17 protein-coding genes are annotated in these 24,388 nt (G+C 68.5%); 9 read left to right on the forward strand and 8 right to left on the reverse strand.

The annotated features are described in order from the left end of the window. The first annotated feature begins 110 nt into the window (after window positions 1–110). Window positions 111–1,661: an ATP-binding protein gene (locus DDF67_RS13970; protein WP_109101473.1), complete on the forward strand. Its 1,551-nt coding sequence runs from the start codon at window positions 111–113 to the stop codon at window positions 1,659–1,661. Between the two features lie 64 nt (window positions 1,662–1,725). Here the strand turns inward: DDF67_RS13970 and ahpF are convergent, their stop codons facing one another. The 5 genes from ahpF to DDF67_RS13995 all read right to left on the reverse strand — a co-directional run bounded on the left by ahpF (window position 1,726) and on the right by DDF67_RS13995 (window position 8,915). Then, window positions 1,726–3,306: an alkyl hydroperoxide reductase subunit F gene (ahpF, locus tag DDF67_RS13975; protein ID WP_109101474.1), complete on the reverse strand. Its 1,581-nt coding sequence runs from the start codon at window positions 3,304–3,306 to the stop codon at window positions 1,726–1,728. A 126-nt stretch (window positions 3,307–3,432) separates the two neighbouring features. Beyond that, window positions 3,433–3,996: an alkyl hydroperoxide reductase subunit C gene (ahpC, locus tag DDF67_RS13980; RefSeq protein WP_101718084.1), complete on the reverse strand. Its 564-nt coding sequence runs from the start codon at window positions 3,994–3,996 to the stop codon at window positions 3,433–3,435. A gap of 102 nt (window positions 3,997–4,098) precedes the next feature. Further along, window positions 4,099–4,278: a hypothetical protein gene (locus tag DDF67_RS13985; protein WP_109101475.1), complete on the reverse strand. Its 180-nt coding sequence runs from the start codon at window positions 4,276–4,278 to the stop codon at window positions 4,099–4,101. Between the two features lie 85 nt (window positions 4,279–4,363). Then, entirely contained in the window at window positions 4,364–6,307 is a 1,944-nt protein-coding gene (locus tag DDF67_RS13990) for a sialate O-acetylesterase (protein WP_233247659.1), read from the reverse strand. A 151-nt stretch (window positions 6,308–6,458) separates the two neighbouring features. After that, the gene (locus DDF67_RS13995) at window positions 6,459–8,915 is read right to left on the reverse strand and encodes a glycoside hydrolase family 3 protein (protein WP_109101476.1); all 2,457 of its coding nucleotides are present in this window, start codon (window positions 8,913–8,915) and stop codon (window positions 6,459–6,461) included. Between the two features lie 136 nt (window positions 8,916–9,051). Here DDF67_RS13995 and DDF67_RS14000 point away from each other — a divergent pair, with 136 nt between their 5' ends. Genes DDF67_RS14000 through DDF67_RS14010 form a run of 3 tightly spaced genes read left to right on the forward strand, consistent with a single transcriptional unit; the run spans window position 9,052 to window position 13,465 of the window. Next, window positions 9,052–11,019, forward strand: a complete 1,968-nt coding sequence (locus tag DDF67_RS14000) for a glycoside hydrolase family 97 protein (protein ID WP_109101477.1) — start codon at window positions 9,052–9,054, stop codon at window positions 11,017–11,019. 1 nt (window position 11,020) lies between these two features. Further along, a complete protein-coding gene (locus DDF67_RS14005; RefSeq protein ID WP_233247660.1) occupies window positions 11,021–12,661 on the forward strand; it encodes an alpha-L-fucosidase in 1,641 nt (546 codons plus the stop codon). 48 nt (window positions 12,662–12,709) lie between these two features. Next, entirely contained in the window at window positions 12,710–13,465 is a 756-nt protein-coding gene (locus tag DDF67_RS14010) for an SDR family oxidoreductase (protein ID WP_109101478.1), read from the forward strand. Window positions 13,466–13,657: 192 nt separating this feature from the next. Here the strand turns inward: DDF67_RS14010 and DDF67_RS14015 are convergent, their stop codons facing one another. From DDF67_RS14015 to DDF67_RS14025, 3 genes are all read right to left on the reverse strand, one after another. Continuing rightward, complete coding sequence (locus DDF67_RS14015; protein ID WP_199229243.1) at window positions 13,658–15,931, reverse strand: TonB-dependent receptor; 2,274 nt, start codon at window positions 15,929–15,931, stop codon at window positions 13,658–13,660. Between the two features lie 377 nt (window positions 15,932–16,308). Beyond that, window positions 16,309–17,013, reverse strand: a complete 705-nt coding sequence (hutC, locus tag DDF67_RS14020; protein WP_109101480.1) for a histidine utilization repressor — start codon at window positions 17,011–17,013, stop codon at window positions 16,309–16,311. Further along, window positions 17,010–18,476 carry a formimidoylglutamate deiminase gene (locus tag DDF67_RS14025; protein ID WP_456297802.1) on the reverse strand — a complete coding sequence of 489 codons (1,467 nt, stop codon included), beginning with the start codon at window positions 18,474–18,476 and terminating at the stop codon, window positions 17,010–17,012. Before DDF67_RS14025 ends, hutC begins: the two co-directional genes overlap by 4 nt. Before the next feature lie 97 nt (window positions 18,477–18,573). On the opposite strand from DDF67_RS14025, the gene hutI reads away from it, so the two are divergent. From hutI to DDF67_RS14050, 5 genes are read left to right on the forward strand one after another with little or no spacing between them, the layout of a single operon-like run. Next, on the forward strand, window positions 18,574–19,782 hold the full coding sequence (hutI, locus tag DDF67_RS14030) for an imidazolonepropionase (protein WP_109101482.1): 1,209 nt from the start codon (window positions 18,574–18,576) through the stop codon (window positions 19,780–19,782). After that, entirely contained in the window at window positions 19,764–21,317 is a 1,554-nt protein-coding gene (hutH, locus tag DDF67_RS14035) for a histidine ammonia-lyase (RefSeq protein ID WP_109101594.1), read from the forward strand. Before hutI ends, hutH begins: the two co-directional genes overlap by 19 nt. Next, on the forward strand, window positions 21,314–22,132 hold the full coding sequence (hutG, locus tag DDF67_RS14040; RefSeq protein ID WP_109101483.1) for an N-formylglutamate deformylase: 819 nt from the start codon (window positions 21,314–21,316) through the stop codon (window positions 22,130–22,132). Before hutH ends, hutG begins: the two co-directional genes overlap by 4 nt. A gap of 21 nt (window positions 22,133–22,153) precedes the next feature. Continuing rightward, the gene (gene hutU, locus DDF67_RS14045; protein ID WP_109101484.1) at window positions 22,154–23,818 is read left to right on the forward strand and encodes a urocanate hydratase; all 1,665 of its coding nucleotides are present in this window, start codon (window positions 22,154–22,156) and stop codon (window positions 23,816–23,818) included. Further along, complete coding sequence (locus DDF67_RS14050) at window positions 23,818–24,360, forward strand: HutD/Ves family protein (protein WP_109101485.1); 543 nt, start codon at window positions 23,818–23,820, stop codon at window positions 24,358–24,360. The genes hutU and DDF67_RS14050 overlap by 1 nt, the downstream gene beginning before the upstream one ends. Window positions 24,361–24,388: the final 28 nt, after the last annotated feature.

Genomic DNA, 24,388 nt, shown 5'->3' on the forward strand with positions numbered 1-24,388 from the left:
GAATTCAAGGCCCGTTCACGCGACTAAATATGCAATGGATTGCTGATATTGGAATTTAACCTTGATGCGCTAGGCTGAAGTCTAGTCGGCGCTTCGGGGGACTTGGATCAATGGCTCAGGCGGTCGCCAAGGACGCCCTGCTCGTCAACGCCAGTTCGTTCTTCGAGGTCTCGCTCGACCTGCTGATCATTCGCGACCTGGCGGGCGTGGTGCTGAAGGCCAGCCGCTCGTGGGAGACGCAGCTGGGCCACCGGCCCGAGGAGATGGAGGGCCGACCGCTGCTGCGCCTGGTGCATCCCGACGACATGCCGGGCACGCGCGACAGCGTCGTCGAGGTCGAGAACCGCAGGGACGGCGACCCCGTCCTGGGCTTCATCAACCGCTATCGCCATGCCGACGGCCACTACCGCACGCTGGAATGGCGGGCCCAGCGCTCGGGCGACCGCATCTATGGCGTGGCCCGCGACGTCACCGACCGCGTTGCGGCCGAACGCCAGCTGATCGAGGCCAAGGCCGCGGCCGAGGCGGCCAACCGCGCCAAGAGCGACTTCCTGGCCAATATCAGCCACGAGATCCGTACGCCGTTGAACGGCGTCATCGGCATCGTCGACGCCCTGTCGCGCACCGCGCTGACGCCCGAACAGGTCGAGATGATCGAGCTCGTGCGCGACTCCGGCGCGACGCTGGAGCGGCTGGTGTCCGACTTCCTCGACGTCTCCAAGATCGAAGCCGGCCAGTTGCAGCTGGAGAACCGCTCGTTCAACCTCGACCAGGCGCTTCGACCCGGGGTCGAGGTCATGCGCCGCCGGGCGCAGGAGAAGGGCCTCTCCTTCACCGTCGAGCGCCCGCCGATGACTGGTGGCCGCCACCTGGGCGACGGCATGCGGCTGAGCCAGGTGATCGGCAACCTTCTGTCGAACGCCATCAAGTTCACCGACCACGGCGGGATCGTCCTGCGCGTCGTCTCAAGCGAGGCCGACGGCCGCACGCACCTGACCTTCGAAATCGAGGATACCGGCATCGGCTTCGACGCCGACCAGGCCGCGACGCTGTTCACCCGCTTTGGCCAGGCCGACGAGTCGATCAGCCGCCGCTTCGGCGGCACGGGCCTGGGGCTGGCGATCTGTCGGTCGTTGGTCGAGATGATGGGCGGCGAGATCTCGGCGACGTCGCGGCCCGGCGTCGGCAGCCGCTTCACGGTCTCGGTCAGCCTGCCCCGCCTGCAGGACGCCGTCGGGGTGGACGCCGCGGCCGTGCCGCCTCCCGAGCCCGTCGACCTGTCCGACCATCCCCTGCGCGTGCTGCTGGTCGAGGACCATCCGACCAACCAGCGGGTGGCCCAATTGATCCTGGCCAGCCAGGGCGCAGATGTCGTCACCGTGGGCGACGGCTTCGAGGCGATCGCCGCCTTCGGCGAAAGCTCTTTCGACATCGTGCTGATGGATATGCAGATGCCGCGCATGGACGGCCTGACCGCCACGCGCGCCATCCGCGCCCTGGAGATCGAGCGTGGAGCCGCACGCACGCCGATCATCATGCTCAGCGCCAACGCGCTGATGAAGCACCGCAACGAGGCCCTGACCGCCGGCGCCGACCTGCACGTGGCCAAGCCGATCACGGCCGCCAACCTGCTGGCGGGGATCCAGGCGGCGGTGGCCTGAAGCCAAGCAAAAGGCCCGGACGATCGCTCGCCCGGGCCTTCGCTTTTTCAGTCTCTAAAGCCGATCAGGCCGCTTCGGCCTGCTCCGTGGGAAGGCGGATCAGGTAGTCGAAGGCCGACAGCGAGGCCTTGGCGCCCTCGCCCATGGCGATGATGATCTGCTTGTACGGCGTGGTGGTCGCATCGCCCGCCGCGAAGACCCCCGGCATGGTCGTCTCGCCGCGATAGTCGACTTCGATCTCGCCGCGGTTGGAGAGGGCCACGCCCGAGTCCTTCAGCCACTCGGTGTTGGGCACCAGGCCGATCTGCACGAACACGCCTTCCAGGTCGACGCGGTGGGCCACGTCGTGGTTGCGGTCCTTGTAGGTCAGGCCGTTCACCTTCGAACCATCGCCATGGATCTCGGTGGTCATGGCCGAGGTGACGATGGTGACGTTGGGCAGGCTGGCGAGCTTACGCTGCAGGACGGCGTCGGCGCGCAGCTGGCTGTCGTACTCGATCAGGGTGACGTGGGCGACGATGCCGGCCAGGTCGATGGCCGCCTCGACGCCGCTGTTGCCGCCGCCGATCACCGCCACGCGCTTGCCCTTGAACAGCGGGCCGTCGCAGTGCGGGCAATAGGCCACGCCCTTGTTCTTGTATTCGGCCTCGCCGGGCACGTTGACGTTCCGCCAGCGGGCGCCGGTGGACAGGATCACGGTGCGCGACTTCAGGCTGGCGCCGTTCTCGAGCTTGACCTCGATCAGGCCGCCCGGGGCCTTGGGGGCCACCAGGCCGACGGCCTTCTGCAGGTTCATCACGTCGACGTCGTACTGCTTGACGTGCTGCTCCAGCGCCGTGGCCAGCTTGGGGCCTTCGGTGTGCTGCACCGAGATGAAGTTCTCGATGGCCATGGTGTCGAGCACCTGGCCGCCGAAGCGCTCGGCGGCGACACCGGTGCGAATGCCCTTGCGGGCGGCGTAGACGGCCGCGGCCGCGCCGGCGGGACCACCGCCGATGACCAGCACCTCGAAGGCGTCCTTGGTCTTGATCTTTTCGGCCATGCGGGCTTCGGCGCCGGTGTCGAGCTTGGCCAGGATCTGCTCGACGTCCATGCGGCCCTGACCGAACGGCTGGCCGTTCAGCAGGATGGTCGGCACGGCCATGACCTGGCGCTCTTCGACTTCAGCCTGGAACAGGGCGCCGTCGATGGCGACGTGACGGATGCGGGGGTTCAGCGCGCTCATGGTGTTGAGCGCCTGCACCACGTCGGGGCAGTTCTGGCAGGACTGCGAGAAATAGGTTTCGAAGCTGTAGTCGCCGTCCAGGGCCTTGATGCGCTCGATCACCTCGGCGTCGAGGCGCGGCGGGTGGCCGCCGACATGCAGCAGCGCCAGCACCAGCGAGGTGAACTCGTGGCCCAGCGGCAGGCCGGCGAAGCGCACATCGGCGTCGCCCGCCGCACGGGTGATGGCGAAGGAGGGCTTGCGGGCGTCGGCGCCGGCGAGGTTGAGGCTGACCTTGTCGGACGTCGCGGCGACGTCTTCCAGCAGGGCCAGCATGTCCTTGGAACCCTTGTCGTCGCCGAGCGACGCGACCAGTTCGATCGGCTGGCGCAGGTTCTGCAGGTAGGTGCTCAGTTGGGTCTTCAGACCAGCGTCCAGCATGACGGGCTCCCAGAAAACGAGGGGGAGGAGGAAGTGCGTTCGATTTTCGGGGGAGGATCGAACGCGGCGAACGATCGGAGGGTTGCGCCGCCGCTGTTCAGCGGCGGCGCGGTAGCTCAAGTAGTCTTAGATCTTGCCGACGAGGTCGAGCGAGGGGGCCAGGGTCTTTTCACCCTCTTCCCACTTGGCCGGGCAGACTTCGCCCGGGTGCGAGGCCACGTACTGGGCGGCCTTGATCTTGCGCAGCAGCTCGATGGCGTTGCGGCCGATGCCTTCGGCGGTCACTTCCATGAACTGGATCACGCCTTCCGGGTCGACCAGGAAGGTGCCGCGGTCGGCCAGGCCGACGCCCGGACGCATGATCTCGAAGTTGTTGGTGATCGCGCCCGAGGGGTCGCCGACCATGTGGTACTTGATCTTGCCGATGGCCGGCGAGCTGTCGTGCCAGGCCTTGTGCGAGAAGTGGGTGTCGGTCGACACGGCGTAGATCTCGACGCCCAGGCGGGTGAAGACGTCGTAGTTGTCGGCCAGGTCTTCCAGTTCGGTCGGGCACACGAAGGTGAAGTCGGCCGGGTAGAAGAAGAAGACCGACCACTTGCCCTTGGTGTCGGCGTCGCTGACCGTGACGAACTTGCCGTCCTTGTACGACTGGGCGGTGAAGGATTTGATCGTGGTGTTGATCAGCGACATGGGACGCTCCGTTGGAAAAGGATGCGTCGTAGGTATCGCGATGCAGCAAATAGGTCCAATCGATAAAATCAGTTCCGAAGATAGATCCTGCCTATTCGGCTTTCAGGAGGCCTTCTGCTCAAGCTTTGCCGTGGCCGGCGCTTGCGGCGCATAGGGTTCGGCGTCGGGCAGGCAGCGCACCAGGACCTCTACGGTGAGCTCTCGGTCGGTGATGATCGGCGGCGCCTCGCCGAACACCGCTCGCCAAAGTTCGGCCAGTTCTTCGCAGGTGCGGTCGGTCACGTGAAATCCTCGTTTCCGAGCAAAGAAAGCCTTATGCGGCAAGGGGTTGCTGGTTAACGAGCGTGGCTGGAAGCGTTTTTTCCCCTCATCGAGAGGGGGCTTGGAGAGGCAGCTCGAACGGCGTCGCAGGCAGACGGTTCTGGCCATAGAGGTTGAGGACCGGACTGTCGGCCCAGGCGAAGCGGACCTTCACCGCGGCGTAGCCCGCCGGAACCGCGAGACGTACCTTGTCGCCGTACACGGTCGCATCGACGAAGCGGCACGACTCGGCGGCGTCGCAAAGTTCGAATCCTGCAGGGCGCGCCGATCCGTAGACGAAAGCCGGCTGATCCAGCGTCACGACGACGTCGCCGCCCTCGCGCACGGCCGAGATCGGCGCGGGACCGGAAGCGTTCAGGCCTTCGCCATAGGCCAGCTTGCGGGCCAAGCCGCCCAGGCGCAGGCCCACCTGCAACTTGTCGGCCGGGTGAATGTCGTAGGGCGAGCCCAGATCGACGGCCGAGGCCAGGCCGGTGTACGGGTCGGCGGCGACCGTGCGACGCTGGACATCGCGCAGCTCGGCCCAGCGCGAGACGCCGGGCTTGTCGACCTGCGGCCCGAAGGCGGCCAGTTGCACCATCAGGAACGGCGCGTCCGGCGCGGCGAAGGCCCGGCGCCAGTCGGCGATCAGGGCCGGCATCAGCCGGGCGTATTCCTTGGCCTCGGTGACATTGGCCTCGCCCTGGTACCAGGCGAAGCCCTTGACGCCGTAGGGGGCCAGCGGGGCGATCATGCCGTTGTGCAGCGTCGACAGGCCCGAGGTTCCCAGCCACGGGGCGTGCGGCGGCAGGCCCGTGTCGGAAAGCTTCGTCGAGACCTTATAGCGCCAGCTTCCGCCCAGCGGGACAAACGATCCGTCGGCCAGTTTCAGCCCCTTGTCCTTGGCCGGTCCCCAGGCCCCGCCCCCGCCGCCCACGTCGATGGCGCGCACGGCGATGACGTTGCGGCCGGCCTTCAGGGTTCCGGCCGGCACCGCGTAGGCGCGCTTGAAGTCCCACCCCTCCTGCGAGCCGACCTGGCGGCCATTGACGAAGCTGGTGTCGATGTCGTCGACCGGCCCCAGCACCAGGGTCGCGGCCAGCGCGGCCTGGGCCTTGGTCAGGGTGATCTCGGCGCGCAGCCAGATCGTGCCGTCGAAGGTTTCGAGGCCTGGATTGGTCTCCCAGAACTGCTCGGCCGGCATGGTCGCCCAGGCGCGGTCGTCGAAGTCGGGCTTGGCCCAGTTCGCGGCATGGGGCTCGACCCTGGCCGCCCAGCGGTCGAGCATCGCGCCCCAGCGGGCCATGCCCTTGGCCGGGTCATTGGCGTAGTCGGCCAGCACCGACAGGCCCTCGTCATAGCCGCCCAGCGCCTTCAGGCCCTGGCCGCTGATCCAGTCCTGGATGATCGAGCCGCCCCACGTGGCGTCGATCAGGCCGATCGGCGCATGGGTGCTGTTGCGGATGTCGCGGCCCATGAAATAGCAGGCGGCCGAGAAGTTGTTGGCGCTCTCGTAGGCCGAGACCTTCCAGGCGGCCTGGGCGGGCAGCGTGTCGGTCGGGTTGGGCAGGCTGGTGCGGCCGGTCTGCAGCAGGCGCACGTGCGGGTCGGTGGCGGCGGCCGCCTCGGCCTCGCCGTTGAGGGCGCGGCGCAGCGGATACTCCATGTTCGACTGGCCCGAGCACAGCCAGACGTCGCCCATCAGGAGGTCGGAGACGGTCTGCGTTTCGGCGCCAGCCTTGACCGTCAGGGTCAGGGGCTCGCCCGACGCGGGACGCGCGTTCAGCAGGGCGACCCAGCGGCCCTTGGCGTCGGCGGTGGCCAGGCCCTGCTCGCCGGAAAGATCAAGGGCGACCACGGCGTTGGGCGCGGCCACGCCCCAAATCCGGATCGGCTGGTCGCGCTGCAGTACGGCATGGTCGGTGAACACCGAGGCCAGCAGCGGAGCGGCGGTCGCCGGAGCGGCGAAGGCCAGGGCGGCCCCGGCGAGCAGGTGACGGGTCAGGCGCACGCGAGGTCTCCGCTGCTTCAAGCTTACAATACCCCCTCCCTCGACGTCATCGCCCGGCTTGTCCGGGCGACCCAAGCGACATCGGCGGATCCAGCTTGGGTCGCCCGCATGAAGCGGGCGATGACTTTCTTATGGGGGGAGCGAGAGTGAGTCAGTCCGCCTTGGCCGGGCAGGTCGTGCCGGTCGGGTCGGTGGTCAGCTTCACGCCGCTGATCGAGACCGCCAGGGTTCCGGCCGTGGCCAGCGAGAACGGGGCCTCGACCTTGGTCACGTCCGTGCCGGCCGATTGGAAGCACTTCAGCGGCACCTTCAGGCTGGTCCACTCGCCGACCTTGGCGCCCGACAGCACCGAAGTGACGTCGAGCCTGCCGGCGCCGATGCCGAGGGTGGTCTTTGCCGAAGGCGCGGCGTCGACGCGCCAGTTCACCTGCAGGGCGATCTCGGCGTTGGTCTGGAAGGTCAGGTCGAAGGCCTTGTCGGCGGCGATCTCGGCGGCGGCCGGAACTCCGCCGGCGAAGGTCAGCTGGCGGCCGGCCTCCTGCACGTTGCCGGCGTCGACCGGCTTGATGTGCACCGAGGTGGTCGGCAGCAGGCGGAACTCGAACGGCGCCGGGGTCTTGCCGCCGACGAAGTAGTTGCTGTCGTTGGCCGCGATGGCGGTCACGCCCGAGACTTCCGACAGCTTGGGAACGGTGCGGCCGGCCTTGTAGGTCAGGCCGTAGCCGTAGGCGAACAGCGGCGCGTAGTTCTTGTCGCCCTTGTTCAGCGCAAACTGGGCGGCGGTTTTGGGCCAGCTGAACGACAGCCTGCCGTTGAAGTCGCGGCGCGGCTTGCCGGCGGCGTCGCCGACCAGGACGTCGGCGATCCCGCCGCCTTCCGAGCCCGGCAGCCAGGCGGCGACGAAGGCGTCAGAGGCGTTGATCTCGGGGTTCACCCACAGCGGGCGGCCCGACAGGAACACGGCCACCACGGGCACGCCAGCGGCCTTGAGCTTCTTCAGCAGCGCAAGGTCGGTCTTGTCGCCTTGCTGGTACTCGAGGGTCTTCAGGTCGCCCACGCCCTCGGCATAGGGCTGCTCGCCGAACACCACGACGGCGACGTCAGGCTTGTCGGCGAAGCTGCCGTCGACGCTGAGCGCAGCGCTGCCGCCCGAGGCCTCGACCGCCTCCTTGAAGCCCGAATAGATCGACTGGGCGTTGGGGAAGTCGCTGTTCTTGTTGTCGGTCCCCTGCCACGACAGGGTCCAGCCGCCCGTCTGCTGGCCGACGTCGTCGGCGCCCGAGCCGGCGACCAGCACCTTGGCGCTGGCCTTGATCGGCAGCACGCCGCCGTTGTTCTTCAGCAGCACCAGCGACTTGGCCACGGCCTCGCGGGCGATGGCGCGGTGGTCGGCGTTACCGAGCACGCCCTCGCGGCCTTCCCACGGACGGTCGGCGCGGAAGAGACCGAGCTTGGCCTTCACGCGCAGGATGCGGCGCACGGCGTCGTCGATGCGGGCCATCGGCACCTCGCCCGACTTGGCCTGGGCCAGCAGGCTGTCATAGAGGCCCTTCCAGCTGTCGGGGGCCATGTACATGTCCAGGCCCGCATTGGCGGCCTGGGCGCAGTTGGTCGGCGTGCAGCCCTCGACCTGACCGTGGCCGTTCCAGTCGCCGACGATAAAGCCGTCGAAGCCCATGCGCCCTTTCAGCACGTCGGTCAGCAGCGACTTGTTGCCGTGCATCTTCTGGCCGTTCCAGCTGTTGAACGAGGCCATGATGGTCATGGTCCCGGCGTTGATGGCCGGGACGTAGCCCTGGGCGTGCAGGCGGATCAGCTCGGCTTCCGAAACCTGGGTGTCGCCCTGGTCCTTGCCGTTGGTGGTGCCGCCGTCGCCCAGGAAGTGCTTGGCGCTGGCCGCCACATGGCCCTTCTGCAGAGCCTGGCCCTCGCTGACGGCGCCCTGCAGGCCCAGGATCATCTCGCGGGCGTACTGGCGGACGATCGCAGGGTCTTCCGAATAGCCCTCGTAGCTGCGGCCCCAGCGGTCGTCGCGCGGCACGGCCAGGGTCGGACCGAAGGCCCAGTCGAAGCCTGACACCGCTGTCTCCTGGCCCGTGGCGGCGCCGATCTTGCGGATCAGTTCAGGGTCATGGGCCGCGCCCAGGGCGATGTTGTGCGGGAAGAGCGTCGCGCCGACGAGGTTGTTGTTGCCGTGCACCGCGTCGATGCCGAACATCAGCGGGATGTTCGTCCCGCCGCGCTGGGCCGCCGCGTCGCGGAAAGCCTTGACGGTGTCGACCCAGGGGCCGATCGGCGAGCGGTCGGGCGCGCCCAGGGGCGGAGAGCTGCCGCCGGCCAGGATCGAGCCCAGCGGATAGGTCTTGAGGTCCTCGGCCTTGATCGAGGCGGTGTCGGCCTGGATCATCTGGCCGATCTTCTCCTCCAGCGTCATCTTGGCCAGCAGGCCGTCGACGAAGGCTTCAGTGGCCGGATCGACCAGGCCCTGGCTCTTGGCCGCGGGCCACAGGGCCGGATGGGCGGTGCTCTTGGGACCGTCGGCGGCGAAGGCCGGAGCCGACAGAAGGGTGGTCGCCATCAGGGCGATGGTCAGGGTCCTGGTGTTCATGCTCCCCCGCTCTTCCTTGCTTTGGGCGGTCTGGAAGCCGCCTGGATGTTACCGGTATCGAAAGCTCGACGCCGATGCATACACGGTCTAATTAATACGACAAACACTGAGACAACGAATTTTAGGGAGACGTTGCATGGGGGTCGTTCGGAGCGCCTTTCTGGCTGGAGCCGCATTGACAGCGCTGTATGGCGCGAAAGCCTCCGCCGAAACCCGCACCCTTTCCTCCCCAGATGGCGCTGTCTCGATCCAAGTCTCCGACGAGTCGGGACAGGCGCGCTATGCAGTCGCTTACCGGGGCAAGACCCTGATCGCCCCCTCGGGCCTGGGCCTTGAGCTCTCCAAGGGTGGTCGCTTTTCATACGGCGTGAAGATCGTCGGCGCGCAGACGTCGAGCGGCGAGGACGCCTACGACCTGCCGGCCGCCAAGGTCAGCCACGTGGCTCAAAAACGAAACGAACTGGCCGTCGACTTCCAGGAGGAAGGCGGCCGCAAGCTGCGGGTGATCTTCCGGGCCTACGACCAGGGGGCAGCCTTCCGCTATGTGCTGCCCGAGCAGGAGACGACCGCCGCCACGAACATCAACGACGAAGTGACCGGCTTTTCCTTCCCCAGGGACTACGGCTGCTGGGGGCTCAATCTCGGCAAGTTCGGCACCAGCCATGAAGGCGAGTTCGACGCCGTGCAGGCCTCGAAATTCCGCGAGCACAACCTGTTCGACGCTCCGCTGGTCTGCCAGGGCGACAACGCCGCCTTCGCCATCGCCGAGGCCGATCTGAAGGACTGGGCCGGCATGTACCTGACCGGCCGCGGCGACGGGCGCCTGGGCCTGTCGGTCAAGCTGTCGCCGCGCCTCGACGGTTCGGGCACGGCGGTGAAGACCCGGCTGGGCGCCGACGTGATCTCGCCCTGGCGGGTGATCATGATCGCGCCCAAGGCCGGCCAGCTGGTCGAGAACACGCTGCTGACCACGCTGAGCGCGCCGTCGGTGGTCGAGGACACAAGCTGGATCAAGCCGGGCAAGGCCGCCTGGGACTGGTGGAACGGCCCGGCGCTGAAGGCCGTGCCCGACGCCGGCATGAACCCACAGACCATCAAGGCCTATATCGACTTCGCCGCCGCCAACGGCCTGGAATACATGCTGATCGACGAGGGCTGGAACGTCGGGGCCGGCGGCGCCTCGGTGGTGCGTCCGGGCGTCGACGTCACCCGCCCCAAGCCCGAACTCGACCTGCCCGGCCTGATCGCCTACGGCCAGGACAGAAAGGTCGGCGTCTGGCTGTGGCTGAACTGGAAGGCCCTGGACGCCCAGATGGACGAGGCCCTGGCCCTCTACGAGCGGTGGGGCGTCAAGGGGATCAAGGTCGACTTCATGGACCGTGACGACCAGCAGATGGTCGACTTCTACCATCGCCTGCTGAAGAAGGCCGCCCAGCACCACCTGATGGTCGACCTGCACGGGGCCTATCACCCAACCGGCCTGATCCGCACCTATCCCCACTACCTGACCCAGGAAGGCGTGCTGGGGGCCGAATACAACAAGTGGAGCGCGCGGATCACCGCGAGCCACAACGTGATGCTGGCCTATACGCGGATGCTGCTGGGGCCGATGGACTACACGCCGGGCGGCTTCCGAAACGTGACGCCCGAGGCGTTCGAGCCGCGCGACCGCCTGCCGTTCGTGCAGACGACCCGCGGCCAGGCCCTGGCGATGTTCGTGGTCTACGACAGCCCCTTCACCATCGTCGCCGACAGCCCCGACACCTATGCCGAAAGCCCGGCGGGCCTGGACTTCGCCGCCGCCGTGCCGACTGCGTGGGACGAGGTGCGCTATGTGACCGGCGAGATCGGCCAGTCGATCGTGATCGCCCGCCGCAAGGGCTCTGAATGGTGGATCGGCGCGCTCAACAACGAGACCGCCCGGACGTTGAAGGTCCCGCTCGGCTTCCTGGGCAAGGGCGCGTGGAAGGCCGACGTCCGCCAGGACGGGGCGACGCCGACCTCTATCGAGGGTTCGACTCCATCCGTCTCCGCCACCTCGACCCTGACCCTGAAACTCGCCGCCAGCGGCGGCGCGGCCGTGCGCCTGACGCCGGTCCAGTAGAATGAGCCTGTCCATGCCCTTCACCCGCCGCGCCCTTCTGGGCGCGACCGCCGGCCTCGCCGCCTCGCCCGCCCTGGCCGCGCCCCAAAGCGGAACGGGACGCGGTCCCTTCAAGGCTTCCTGGGAGTCGCTGGCGGCCGGCTACAGGACGCCGGACTGGTTCCGCGACGCCAAGCTCGGCATCTGGTCGCACTGGGGTCCGCAGTGCGTGCCAGAATACGGCGACTGGTACGGCCGCCAGATGTACCAGCAGGGCAACCCCTTCTACGAACACCACGTGAAGACCTACGGGCACCCGACGCAGTTCGGCTTCATGGAGTTCATTCCACGCTGGAAGGCCGACGCCTGGGATTCCGAAGCCCTGATGAAGTCCTATGTCGCCGCCGGCGCGAAGTTCTTCATGTCGATGGCCAACCACCACGACAATCTCGACCTGTTCGACAGCCGCCACCACGCCTGGAACTCGACGCGGGTGGGGCCCAGGCGCGACATCGTCGGGACCTGGGAAAAGGTCGCTCGCCGTCACGGGATGAAGTTCGCCGTCTCCAACCACGCCGCCCACGCCTGGCACTGGTGGCAGACCGCCTATGGCTATGATGCAGAAGGCCCGCTGAAGGGCCAGCGCTACGACGCCTTCCGCCTGAAGAAGGCCGACGGCAAGGGCAAGTGGTGGGAGGGCCTGGATCCGCAGGAGCTCTATACCGGCCCGAACATGGTGATCCCCGATGGGATCAATTCCATCGCGCAGGCCAACGCCTGGCACGACAAGCACGACGGCGAGTGGATCGAGACCCCGCCGCCCAACAACCCCGCATTCGTGCGCAACTGGCTGCTGCGTCAGAACGACCTCGTCGACCGCTACAGGCCCGACATGGTCTATTTCGACAACTACGCCCTGCCGCTGGGCCAGGCGGGGCTGGAGGCGACTGCGCACTTCTACAACAACGCCATGCGCCAGTTCGGCAGGACAGACGTGGTGGTGACCGGCAAGAAGCTGACGCCTTTCCAGCGCAAGGCCATCGTGGAAGACGTCGAGCGCGGCTTCTCCGACCGCCTGCGCGACGAGCCCTGGCAGACCGACACCTGCATCGGCAACTGGCACTACGATCGCGGGCTCTACGAGCGCAACGGCTACAAGACCGCCAAGGACGTGATCCAGCGCCTGACCGACGTGGTCAGCAAGAACGGCACGCTGATGCTGTCGATCCCCCAGCGCGGCGACGGCTCGATCGACGACAAGGAGGCCAAGGTGCTGGCCGACATGGCCGGCTGGATCGCCGTCAACGGCGAGGCGATCTACTCGACCCGTCCGTGGAAGATCTACGGCGAGGGCCCGACGCGTCTCGTCGAGGGCATGCAGAACGAGGGCGACGCCAAGCCGTTCGAGGCTCGCGACATCCGCTTCACCACCAAGGCCGGCGCGCTCTACGCCCTGCCGCTGGTCGAGCCGGGCCGCGAGATGGTGATCGAGAGCCTGGCCGTGGGCGCGCCGCATGCGAGCGGCGAGGTGCGCAGGGTCTCGCTGCTGGGCGGCGATCCCCTCCCCTTCACCCGAGACGCCAAGGGCCTGCGCATCACCCTGCCCGAACGCCGCCCGGCCTTCACCCCGGTGGTGAAGATCGAAGGACCGGGGCTGGCCTAAGTCTTTCAAACGCCCGTATGCTCCCTCCGGAACGAGGGAGCATAAGCCATGACCGATCTTTCCGGCCGCACCGTGCTGATCACCGGAGCCTCATCGGGCATCGGCGCGAACCTGGCGCTCGCCGCCGCCAAGGCCGGCGCGCGGGTGGCGGTCGCGGCGCGGCGGGCCGACCGGCTGGCGGCGCTGGTCGGCGAGATCGAGGCGGCCGGCGGCGCGGCCCTCGCCGTCTCCATGGACGTCGAGGACGAGGCCTCGGTGATCTCCGCCTACGACGCTTTGGAAGCCGCCTGGGGCCCGCCCAACTCGGTAATCGCCAACGCCGGGATCAACGTCCGGGCCTCGGCTCTGGATATCGCCATCGAGGACTTCGACAAGATCCTCGGGGTCAACACCCGCGGCGTGTTCCTGACCGCACGCGAGGGCGCGCGGCGGATGATCAAGGCCGGCGTCGAGGCGCGCGGCCGGGTGCTGCTGGTGGCCTCGATCGGGGCGCACAAGGTCCTGCCGGGCATCACCGCCTATTGCGCGTCCAAGGCCGCCACGGCCCACATGGGCAAGAGTCTGGCTCGCGAGTGGGCGAAGGCGGGCATCAACGTCAACGTCCTGTGCCCCGGCTACATCCGCACCGAACTCAACGACGAATGGTTCGACAGCGAGGGCGGTAAGAAGCTGGTCTCGGGCTTCCCGAGGAAGCGGCTGATGGACACCTCCGACCTGGAGGCGACGGCGCTGTACCTGTCCTCGGACGCCTCGCGCTCGGTGACGGGGTCGGTATTCACCGTGGACGACGGGCAGTCGCTATAAAGACCCCCCCTGAAGGGGGAGGAGATCGCGTAGCGATCGGTGGGGGGAGTTGGTGCGAAGCCGGCCAACGCAGCGGCAGCTGAAAACGTCCCCCACCGGCCTTCGGCCGCCTCCCCCACAGGGGGAGGTTCCAAGAAAAACGCCCCCCGAACCGAAGTTCGGAGGGCGCTCTTTCAGTTCAGAAGCTCAAGATCAACGCAGTTTGGCGCTGAGCGAGATCCCGACGATGCGCGGCTCGTTGTAGACGGCCGCCATGTAGTTCTCGATCACGCCCTTGAGGTTCTTCTCGTTGGTGATGTTGCGACCGAAGAGAGCGATCTCGTAGGCGCCGTCGCCGCCTTCGTAGCCGAGCTTCAGCCCGCCTTCGAAGTTGCCCTTCGAGTAGAACTCGGCCGTGTCGTACAGCACGAAGTTCGTATAGCCCTGCTTGTTCCAGTCGGTGGCGGCGAACAGCTTGCCGTCGGCGCCCACCGGCAGCTCATAGCGCGCCGTGAAGCTGAGGTTGTACTCGGGCGCGTTGGGCAGCGGCTGGCCGTCGATCTGGGTGAAGTAGTTCGTGCCGAAGGCGCCCGGGATCGCGATCGTCGGCGTCTTGACGGTGCAGACCACCACGCTGTTGAGCGCGCAGACCTGGGCGTAGACCCGCTTGTCGTTGATCTCGCTGTGCAGCAGGCTCAGGCCCGCCGTCAGGGTCAGGTTGGCGATCGGGCGCCACTCGGCGTCGGCTTCCATGCCATAGGCCTTGGCCTCGTCGGCGTTGAACAGCACGCCGTTGCCGTTGGCGTCGTTGCCGTTCAGCTGGATGTCGCTGACCTTGTAGGTGAAGGCCGAGGCGTTCAGGCGCAGGCTGTTGTCGAGCAGGACGCTCTTGAAGCCGGCTTCCCACGACAGGATCGTCTCGGAGTCGGCGGTCGTGAAGTCGGAGTTGAACACCGCCGAACGGCCCTGGATGGTCGGACCGCGGAAGCCCTTGGCCACCCGCGCATAGACGCTGAGGTCGGGGTTCACTTCATAGAGGGCGCTCAGGTCCCAGCTGGGCTGCTCGTCCGACAGGCGCACGAAGCGACGACCCGTATAGGTGTCGGCGCCGGCGGCGGTCAGCGAGGTCTTGGCCAGGCGGGTCTTCTTGGCGTCGTAGGTGTCGCGCGCACCGGCCGTGATGGTCAGGGCGTCGGTCACCTTGTAACTGACCTGGCCGAACAGGGCCCACGAGGTGTTGAGGTTGTCTAGGCGCACCCAGTTGTTGGGATTGCGCGCCGCCACGCCGGTGTTGAGGAAGTAGCCGCGCTGGTAGAAGTCGGTGGTGTCGCGCGAGTCGAAGTACAGCGCGCCGACCTGCCATTTCAGGCGGTCCTCGCCATTGCTGGCCAGGCGGATTTCCTGGGTCAGCTGGTCAAGGTCGCGGATCTGGCCCATCGACTGGCCAAAGCCGTTGGCCACGCCGCCGACCGGGAAGTTGGCGCCGGCGCCGCCGTCGGTGTCGCCGCGGCTGTAGCCGCTGGTCGTCTCGTAGGCGCTGATCGAGGTCAGGGTCATGCCGCCGAAGTCGTAGGCGACGTTCAGCGAGGCGCCTTTGGTGTCATAGGCCTGCGGATTGTCGTGCGCCTCGTCGTAGGCGACGCTGTCGCGCGGGGCGTTGACGACGTTCGAGCCCTTCTTGATGGCGTTGCGCAGGAAGAGGGTCGAGGTCCCCTCGTAGTTGCGCACGTGGGCCGCGGCCAGGACCGTCAGCTGCTCGGTCGGCTTGGCCAGGATCTGCAGACGCGCGTCCTTCTCGTCGAAGCCGCCCATGGCGTTCTTGCGCGGGGTGACGGTGCCGTCGAGACTCGTGCCGGCGAAGGTGTTGTCCACCCAATCGTCGCGGTGCTGGTACAGGGCCGAGACGCGGAACATCAGCTTGTCGCCGGCGATCGGGCCGCCGATGCCGCCGTCGAAGGTGGTCGTGCCGTAGGTGCCGTACGAGGCGCTGGCGCGGCCCTGGAAGGTCTCGCTGGGGCGGATGGTGTCGAACTTGACGATGCCGGCGGTGGTGTTGCGGCCGAACAGCGAGCCCTGCGGACCGCGCAGCACTTCAACCTGCTGGACGTCGAACACCGGGTTCGACTTCAGCACCACGTGCTCGAGGACGACGTCGTCTTGGATGATCGACACCGGCTGGGAAGCGCCGAGGTAGAAGTCGATATTGCCCAGGCCCCGGATGTAGAAGCGCGGGAAGATGCGGCCCGTGGTGGTCTCGGCGTAGAAGCTCGGAACCTTGCCCGACAGCGAGATGATATCGTCGCCGCCGCCCTGGATGGCGCGCAGCTGGTCGCCGGCGACCACGCCGACCGACACCGGCGTGTCCTGCAGGTTCACAGAGCGGCGCTCGGCGGTGACGATGATCTCTTCGAGGCTGGTGGAGTCGTTGGCTTCCTGGGCGTTGGCGGCGGCGGCGAACGCGAGCGCGCCGAGCGCGCTGGTCAGCATCAGCGCCGACCGGCCGAGGGTGGTCTTGAACACGAAGTAATCCCCTTTTTACGTGGAAGTGTCTGCGGTTGTTGATTATTTCCGCAACACGCCGTTCGGATAACAGCCGCTTGCAAAGCTGTCATGACACCCGCCGCGGACAGACGGGGATAAAGTCCGCCCGCGAACAATAAATCGGCAGAACGCCGTCAGATCTGCGACAGCCCCAGCCACAGCACGCCGGCCAGCACGAACACGAAGGCCAGCTGGGGGTGAACCAGACGATCGTGGTCTTCGCAGCGCGCCGAACAGGTTGGAGGCGTAGACGCGCACTTGGTCCCGGGCGGCGGCGCGGCATGGGCCGAGCGGTCGACGCGAGGCGCCTGAAAGACCGCGCCTCAGCGCGCCGGGCCGAACCGCGCGATCAGGTCGTAGGCTTCGCCGGGGAACAGCTGGCGCACGCGGGTGACCGGCTCGCCGGCCCTCCAGGTGCGGCGCTCGACGGCCAGCAGGGCCGCGCCGACGTCCAGGGCCAGCAGCTCGGCGACGGCGGGCTCGGCGCCGATGGCGCTGATGCGGCTTTCCGCTTCCGTCCACGGCACGTGGTGCAGCAGCCAGGCGCCGGGCGGCTCGGCGGCGAAGTCGGCGGCGGCGGCCTCGGGCACGGCCGCGAGGCTGATCAGCCGATCCTCCAGGGCAAACGGCCGGCCGCCGGCTACATGCAGGCCGCGCAGCGCGACCAGGTCGCCCTCCCCCGCCAGCTCGACCTCGTCGCCGTCATCAGGATCGGCGGGACGGCGCTCGGCCGCCAGCAGCACGAAGCCATAGGTCTCGCCCCGGGCGGTGATCTCGGCCTGGATGTCGGGAATGTCGAGGACGGTGGAGTGCACCCTTGGCCGGGCGACGAACGAGCCGGCCCGGCGGCGACGGACGATCAGCCCGGCCTCGGCCAGGGCCGACATCGCCTTGTTCACCGTCATCCGCGAACAGCCGTACTGGGCCATCAACTCGGTCTCGGAGGGCGCGCGATGACCCGGCGCCCAGGCGCCGGAACGGATCAGCCCCTCGATCTCGTCGCGAATGCGCTGGTGCAGCGGGATCACGACAGCAGGTCCTTCAGAACCCGGCGATAGCGCTCGGCGATGGCCTCGCGATGCCGGTGGCGACCGCCCGAAACCACGGGTCGACCCGCACGCCAGACGCTGTCGATCGCCCCGAAGCGACCGGCGAAGACGAGGCTGTCGATCAGGGCGTCGCCGTTGCGACCGACGATGGCCGGATGCTCGCGATCGAGGGTGACGAAGTCGGCCGGCGCGCCCCGGCGCAGGCCCGGTCGGCCAGCGCCCAGGGCCTGGCTGCCGCCCGCCACGGCCGCGCGCCACAGCTCGCCGCCGGTCGAGCGCCTGGGGCCGCCGGCCAGCACGTTGCGGGCCCGGCGGGTCAGGCGCTGGGAATATTCCAGCACCCGCAATTCCTCGGCCGCGTCGATCAGCACGTTGCTGTCCGAGCCGATCCCGAAGGCGCCGCCGGCGGCCTGGTAGTCGTGCGCCGGAAAGACGCCGTCGCCGAGATTGGCCTCGGTGATGGGGCAAAGACCCGCGACGGCGCCGCTCTTGGCCAGACGCTCGGTCTCCACCGCGTTCATATGGGTGGCGTGGACCAGGCACCACTGCTTGCCGACCTCGGCGTGGTTCATCAGCCAGCGCACCGGACGCTGACCGGTGGCGGCCAGGCAGTCGTCGACCTCCCTGGTCTGCTCGGCGATGTGGATGTGGATCGGTCCGCCGGCCGCCAACGGCGTGATGGCGGTCAGCTCGTCGGCGGTGATGGCGCGCAGGCTGTGCGGCGCGATCCCGACAACCGCGTCGGGCAAGCCGGCGATGGCGGCGCGGCTGGCCTCCATCAGGCGGGCATAGCCGTCGACATCGGTGACGAAGCGCTTCTGGCCCTCGCCGGGCGCGGCGCCGCCGAAGCTCGAGTGGGCGTAGAACACCGGCAGCAGGGTCAGGCCGATGCCCGTCTCCTGCGCCGCCGCAGCGATCTTCGCCCCCATCTCGGCCGGGTTGTCAAAGGTCGCGCCGTCCCTGTCGTGGTGCAGGTAGTGGAACTCGCCGACGCGGGTGAAGCCGCTTTCCAGCATCTCGACCTGACCCATGGCCGCGATGGCCTGCAGGGCGTCGGGATCCAGCCGCTCGACGAAGCGGTACATAAGCTCACGCCAGGTCCAGAAGCTGTCGCCCCCCTCTCCGCGCGCCTCGGTCAGGCCGGCCATGGCCCGCTGGAAGGCGTGGCTGTGCAGGTTGGGCATGCCCGGCAGGGCCGCGCCCAGGCGAGGTTCGCTGCCGGCCGCGACGTCGGTGTCGATGCGGGCGATGCGGCCCTCGGAGAGGGTCAGGCGCACACCCTTGGCCCAGCCGTCGGCCAGCAAGGCGCTTTCGCACCAGACGACGACGTCCTTTGGAGCGGCCTCGGTTGCGACGGGCTGCGGAGCCGGGTCGCAGGCGGTCTCGATGACGACCTCTTCCGGCGCGTCGTCGGGGCCTTCAAGATTCTCGGCGTCGCTCACTGGACAATCCTCGTCGCTCGCGAATATGTCTATACATATTGAACCGCGCCGCAAGGGTCGCGGAGCACGACTCAGGACGTCACGGGAGGCGCTGGCGATGCGGTGCGATCGGGTTTGGATCAAGGCCCGGCTTGCGACCCTGGCCGAAGGCGCGCCTGGACTGGGCATCGTCGAGGACGGGTTGATCGCCGCCATGGACGGCCGGATCGTCTATGCTGGCCCCGCCGATGAGGCCCCCGCCTTCGACGCGGCCGAGACTGTCGATTGCGAAGGCCGCTGGATCACGCCGGGCCTGATCGACCCCCACACCCACCTGGTCTTCGGCGGCGACCGCGCCCACGAGTTCGAACTGCGGCTGGCCGGCGCCAGCTACGAAGAGATCGCCCGGGCTGGCGGCGGCATCGTCTCGACCATGAAGGCCACCCGCGAAGCGAGCCAGGACCAGTTGGTCGCCGCCGCCTTGCCCCGCCTGGACGCCCTGATCGCCGAGGGCCTGACGACCATCGAGGTCAAATCCGGCTATGGCCTGTCGCTGGAGCACGAACTGAAGAGCCTGCGCGCCGCCCGGGCCCTGGCCACGGCCCGCCCGGTGTCGGTCAAAACCACCTTCCTCGGCGCCCACGCCCTGCCGCCGGAATTCAAGGGCGACGCCGACGGCTATATCGACCTGATCTGCAACGAGATGATCCCCGCCGTGGCCGCCGAGCGGCTGGCCGACGCGGTGGACGGCTTCTGCGAAGGCATCGGCTTCTCGCCCGCCCAGATCCGCCGCGTGTTTACGACCGCCCGCGCCCACGGCCTGCCAGTGAAGCTGCACGCCGAGCAGTTGTCGAACCTGCATGGCGCCGCGCTCGCAGCCGAGTTCGGAGCGCTGTCGGCCGATCACCTGGAGCATCTGGACGGGTCGGGCGTCGCCGCCATGGCCAAGGCCGGCACGACGGCGGTGCTGCTGCCCGGCGCCTACTACTTCGTCCGTGAGACCAAGCCGCCGCCCATCGACGCCCTGCGCGCGGCCGGCGTGCCGCTGGCCCTGGCGACCGACTGCAACCCCGGCACCTCGCCGCTGACCAGCCTGCTGCTGACCCTGAACATGGCCGCCACCCTCTTCCGCCTGACTGTGGACGAGTGCCTGGCCGGCGTCACCCGCGAGGCCGCCCGCGCTCTGGGCGTGCTCGCCGATCGCGGCACGCTGGAGGCCGGCAAGGCCTGCGACCTTTCCATCTGGGACGTCGAGCGTCCCGCCGAACTTGTCTACCGCATGGGCCTCAACCCGCTCCATGCGCGCGTCTGGAGCGCCCAATCGTGACCGAAGTCGTCGTCCTCAATCCCGGCGAGGTCAGCCTTGCCCAATGGAAGTCGGTCTATCGGGGCGCGGCCGCGCGGCTGTCGGATCAGGCCTGGCCGGTAATCGCCGAAAGCGCCGCGGCGGTGACCCGCATCCTGGCCAAGGGCGAGCCGGTCTACGGCATCAATACGGGCTTTGGAAAACTGGCCAGCGTGCGCATCGGCGACGAGGACCTGGCCACGCTCCAGCGCAATATCGTGCTGTCCCACGCCGCCGGCACGGGCGAGCCCTCGCCGGTCGCGGTGATCCGCCTGATGATGGCCCTGAAGCTGGCGAGCCTGGCTCAAGGCGCCTCGGGCGTGCGGGTCGAGACGGTGAAGCTCCTGGAGGCCATGCTGGCCCTGGGCCTGACGCCGGTAGTGCCCGGCCAGGGCTCGGTCGGCGCCTCGGGGGACCTCGCGCCGCTGTCGCACATGGCCGCGACCATGATCGGGGTCGGCGAGATCGACGTCGGCGGCGTCAGGAAACCGGCTCTCGAAGCGCTTAGCCGAGCCGGCCTCGCGCCCGTCGAGCTGGGTCCCAAGGAGGGCCTGGCCCTGTTGAACGGCACCCAGTTCTCGACCGCCAACGCCCTGGCCGGCCTGTTCGAGGCCGAGGTGCTGTTCCAGTCGGCCCTGGTCACCGGCGCGCTTTCGACCGAGGCCGCCAAGGGCTCGGACACCCCCTTCGACCCGCGCATCCACGCCCTGCGCCGCCACGCCGGCCAGATCGAGACCGCCGCCGCCCTGCGAAGCCTGATGGCGGCCTCAGACATCCGCGCCTCGCACCTGAAGCAGGACGAGCGGGTTCAGGACCCCTACTGCCTGCGCTGCCAGCCGCAGGTGATGGGCGCCGCGCTCGACGTCCTGCGCCAGGCGGCGTCGACACTGGCCACCGAGGCCAACGGCGTGTCGGACAATCCCCTGATCTTCCCGGAGGCGGACGAAGCCCTGTCCGGCGGCAACTTCCACGCCGAGCCCGTGGCCTTCGCCGCCGACATGATCGCCCTGGCGGTCTGCGAGATCGGCTCGATCGCCGAGCGCCGCATCGCCATGCTGGTCGACCCCGCGCTGTCGGGCCTGCCGGCGTTCCTGACGCCCAAGCCCGGCCTCAACTCCGGCTTCATGATCCCGCAGGTCACGGCCGCGGCCCTGGTCTCGGAGAACAAGCAGAAGGCCTATCCGGCCAGCGTCGACTCCATCCCGACCTCGGCCAACCAGGAAGACCACGTGTCGATGGCCGCCCACGGGGCGCGCCGCCTGCTGTCGATGGTGGAGAACGCGACGGCGGTGATCGGCATTGAACTCCTGGCCGCCGCGCAGGGCTGCGACTTCCACGCGCCGCTGACCTCCGGCATCGCTCTCGAGGCGGTGCGCAAGGCGGTGCGCGAGAAGGTGCCGCATCTGTCGGACGACCGCCACTTCCATCCCGACATGGAAGCGGCCAACATCCTTGTGCGGACCGGTGCGATCGTGAGCGCGGCGGCCGGCGTTCCCTTGCCCGGAGCGACCACATGAACGACTGGCTGGAAGTCTGGCGCGGCGACGCGCCCCTGATCGTCAGCATTCCCCACTCGGGATCGTACATCCCCGACGAGATCGAAAAGCGCCTGGTTTCGCCCTGGCTGGCCCGCAAGGACGCCGACTGGTGGGTGGAGCGGCTCTACAACTTCGCCGACGACCTGGGCGCGACGACGGTGCGCACCTGCCTGTCGCGCACGGTGATCGACGTCAATCGCGACCCGTCGGGCGCCTCGCTCTATCCCGGCATGGCGACCACCGCCCTTTGCCCCACCGACACCTTCGACGGCGAGCGGCTCTACGCCGAGGGCCAGGAGCCGGACGCAGCCGAGATCGCCGCCCGCCGCGAGCGCTGGTTTGTGCCCTATCATGACGCCCTGCGGACCGAGATCGATCGGCTGCTGGCGCAGCACGGCAAGGTCGTGCTCTACGACGCGCACTCGATCCGTTCACGGGCGCCCAGGCTGTTCCCCGGCGAGCTGCCGGTGTTCAACATCGGCACCAACAGCGGGGCCAGCTGCGACCCGGCGCTGGCGGCGGCGGTCGAAGCCGCCTGCGAAAGCTCCGGCCAGCCGTTAGTCACCAACGGCCGCTTCAAGGGCGGCTGGATCACCCGCCACTACGGCAAGCCGGAGCGCGGCATCCACGCCGTGCAGATGGAACTGGCCTGCCGAGGCTATATCGACGACCCCTCGCCCCGCATCACCCCGCAATCCTGGCCCTCGCCCTACCGCCCGCTGAAGGCCGCGCCGATGCGCAGCGTTCTGGGCGACGTGCTGAAGGCCTGCGTGGACTTCGCTTTCAAGGCCTGACGGCTGCGCCGAAAGATCTGAATGACCCGCCTCGACAACACCCGCGTCATCCGCCCGGCCACCGGTACGGAACTCACCGCCAGATCCTGGCTGACCGAAGCCCCGCTTCGGATGCTGATGAACAACCTGCATCCCGACGTCGCCGAACGGCCCGAGGAGCTGGTCGTCTATGGCGGCATCGGCCGCGCGGCGCGCGACTGGGAAAGCTACGACAAGATCGTCGAGACCCTGCGCCGGCTGGAAGACGACCAGACCCTGCTGGTCCAGTCGGGCAAGCCGGTCGGCGTGTTCCGCACCCATGCCGACGCGCCGCGCGTACTGATCGCCAACTCCAACCTAGTGCCGCGCTGGGCCAATTGGGAGCACTTCAACGAACTGGATAAGAAGGGTCTGGCCATGTACGGCCAGATGACCGCCGGCTCGTGGATCTATATCGGCGCCCAGGGCATCGTGCAGGGCACCTACGAGACCTTCGTCGAGATGGGGCGTCAGCACTATGCGGGCGACCTCTCCGGAAAATGGCTGCTGACGGCGGGCCTGGGCGGCATGGGCGGCGCCCAGCCGCTGGCCTCCGTGTTCGCCGGCGCCTCGTGCCTGGCCATCGAGTGCCAGCCGTCGCGGATCGAGATGCGGCTGCGCACCGGCTATCTCGACAGGTCGACAAACAGCCTGGACGAGGCCCTGGTCTGGATCGAGCAGTCGTGCGCGGCCAAGACCCCGATCTCGGTCGGCCTGCTGGGCAACGCCGCAGAACTGCTGCCGGAGATGTTCAAGCGCGGCATCCGTCCCGACCTCCTGACCGACCAGACCAGCGCCCACGACCCGATCAACGGCTACCTGCCGGCGGGCTGGAGCCTAGAGCAGTGGGCCGACGCCAGGGAGCGTGACCCGGCCAGCGTCAACAAGGCCGCCCGCGCCTCGATGGCCGTGCACGTCCAGGCCATGCTCGACTTCCAGGCCGCTGGCGTGCCCACCGTCGACTACGGCAACAACATCCGCCAGATGGCGCTGGAGGAAGGCGTGGCGAACGCCTTCGACTTCCCCGGCTTCGTGCCGGCCTATATCCGCCCGCTGTTCTGTCGCGGGATCGGCCCTTTCCGCTGGGCCGCGCTGTCGGGTGATCCGGAAGACATCGCCAGGACCGACGCCAAGGTCAAGGAACTGATCCCCGACGACCGACACCTGCACAACTGGCTCGACATGGCCGGGGCGCGGATCAAGTTCCAGGGCCTGCCGGCCCGCATCTGCTGGGTGGGCCTGGGCGATCGCCACCGTCTGGGCCTGGCGTTCAACGAGATGGTCGCCAAGGGCGAGTTGAAGGCGCCGGTCGTCATCGGCCGCGACCATCTCGACAGCGGCTCGGTCGCCTCGCCCAACCGCGAGACCGAGGCGATGATGGACGGCTCCGACGCCGTGTCGGACTGGCCGCTGCTGAACGCCCTGCTCAACACCGCCTCGGGCGCCACCTGGGTGTCGCTGCACCACGGCGGCGGGGTGGGCATGGGCTTCTCGCAGCACTCGGGCATGGTCATCGTCTGCGATGGCACCGACGCGGCCGCCAAGCGCATCGAGCGGGTGCTGTGGAACGACCCGGCCACGGGCGTGATGCGCCACGCCGATGCGGGCTACGACATCGCGTGGGACTGCGCGCGAGAGCACGGCCTGGACCTGCCGGGTATTCTCTAGTGCGCCACCTGCCCGCCGCCGATCGCACACCCGCGCAGTGGAAGAACGGCGGTGGGACGACCTGGGAGATCGCCGCCCAGCCGCCGGGGGCGGACCTATCCGCCTTCGACTGGCGGCTGAGCGTCGCGCAGGTCGCTAAGGCCGGTCCGTTCTCGGTCTTTCCCGGCGTCGACCGGGTGCTGACGGTGATCGCCGGAACCGGCCTGCGGCTGACCATCGAGGGACAGGGCGAGGTCGTGCTGGACGAGACCTCGCCCCCCATGCCCTTCCCCGGCGACGCGGCGGCGTCCGCAACGCTGGACGCGGGCCCGATCCGCGATCTGAACCTGATGGTCCGACGCGGCGCCTGGCGGGGCTCGGTCCGGCGCATCGACGGCGCAGCGACGGTCACCGCCGAAGCACAGATCACCGTGCTGGTGGCGCTGGCCCCGGCGCGGGTCGGCGACCAGATCCTGGAGGCCGAGGACGCGCTGATTGTCGATACCGATGCAACCTTGACCATGAACGGGCGTTTGCTGCTGATCGGCCTCGATCCGGCCTGACTCGCGGGCAGGCAGGATCGATCCGTTG

Origin of the sequence: Caulobacter endophyticus (assembly GCF_003116815.1) — a bacterium.
In the GTDB taxonomy this organism is placed as follows: Bacteria; Pseudomonadota; Alphaproteobacteria; order Caulobacterales; family Caulobacteraceae; genus Caulobacter; species Caulobacter endophyticus.

Coding starts and splice junctions, on each gene's coding strand:
- hutU (WP_109101484.1), top strand. CDS start 22,154: ATGACCCGCCTCGACAACACCCGCGTCATCCGCCCGGCCACCGGTACG.
- hutG (WP_109101483.1), top strand. CDS start 21,314: ATGAACGACTGGCTGGAAGTCTGGCGCGGCGACGCGCCCCTGATCGTC.
- DDF67_RS14000 (WP_109101477.1), top strand. CDS start 9,052: ATGGGGGTCGTTCGGAGCGCCTTTCTGGCTGGAGCCGCATTGACAGCG.
- hutI (WP_109101482.1), top strand. CDS start 18,574: ATGCGGTGCGATCGGGTTTGGATCAAGGCCCGGCTTGCGACCCTGGCC.
- DDF67_RS14005 (WP_233247660.1), top strand. CDS start 11,021: ATGAGCCTGTCCATGCCCTTCACCCGCCGCGCCCTTCTGGGCGCGACC.
- DDF67_RS13970 (WP_109101473.1), top strand. CDS start 111: ATGGCTCAGGCGGTCGCCAAGGACGCCCTGCTCGTCAACGCCAGTTCG.
- ahpF (WP_109101474.1), bottom strand. CDS start 3,306: ATGCTGGACGCTGGTCTGAAGACCCAACTGAGCACCTACCTGCAGAAC.
- DDF67_RS14015 (WP_199229243.1), bottom strand. CDS start 15,931: ATGCTGACCAGCGCGCTCGGCGCGCTCGCGTTCGCCGCCGCCGCCAAC.
- DDF67_RS13995 (WP_109101476.1), bottom strand. CDS start 8,915: ATGAACACCAGGACCCTGACCATCGCCCTGATGGCGACCACCCTTCTG.
- ahpC (WP_101718084.1), bottom strand. CDS start 3,996: ATGTCGCTGATCAACACCACGATCAAATCCTTCACCGCCCAGTCGTAC.
- DDF67_RS14010 (WP_109101478.1), top strand. CDS start 12,710: ATGACCGATCTTTCCGGCCGCACCGTGCTGATCACCGGAGCCTCATCG.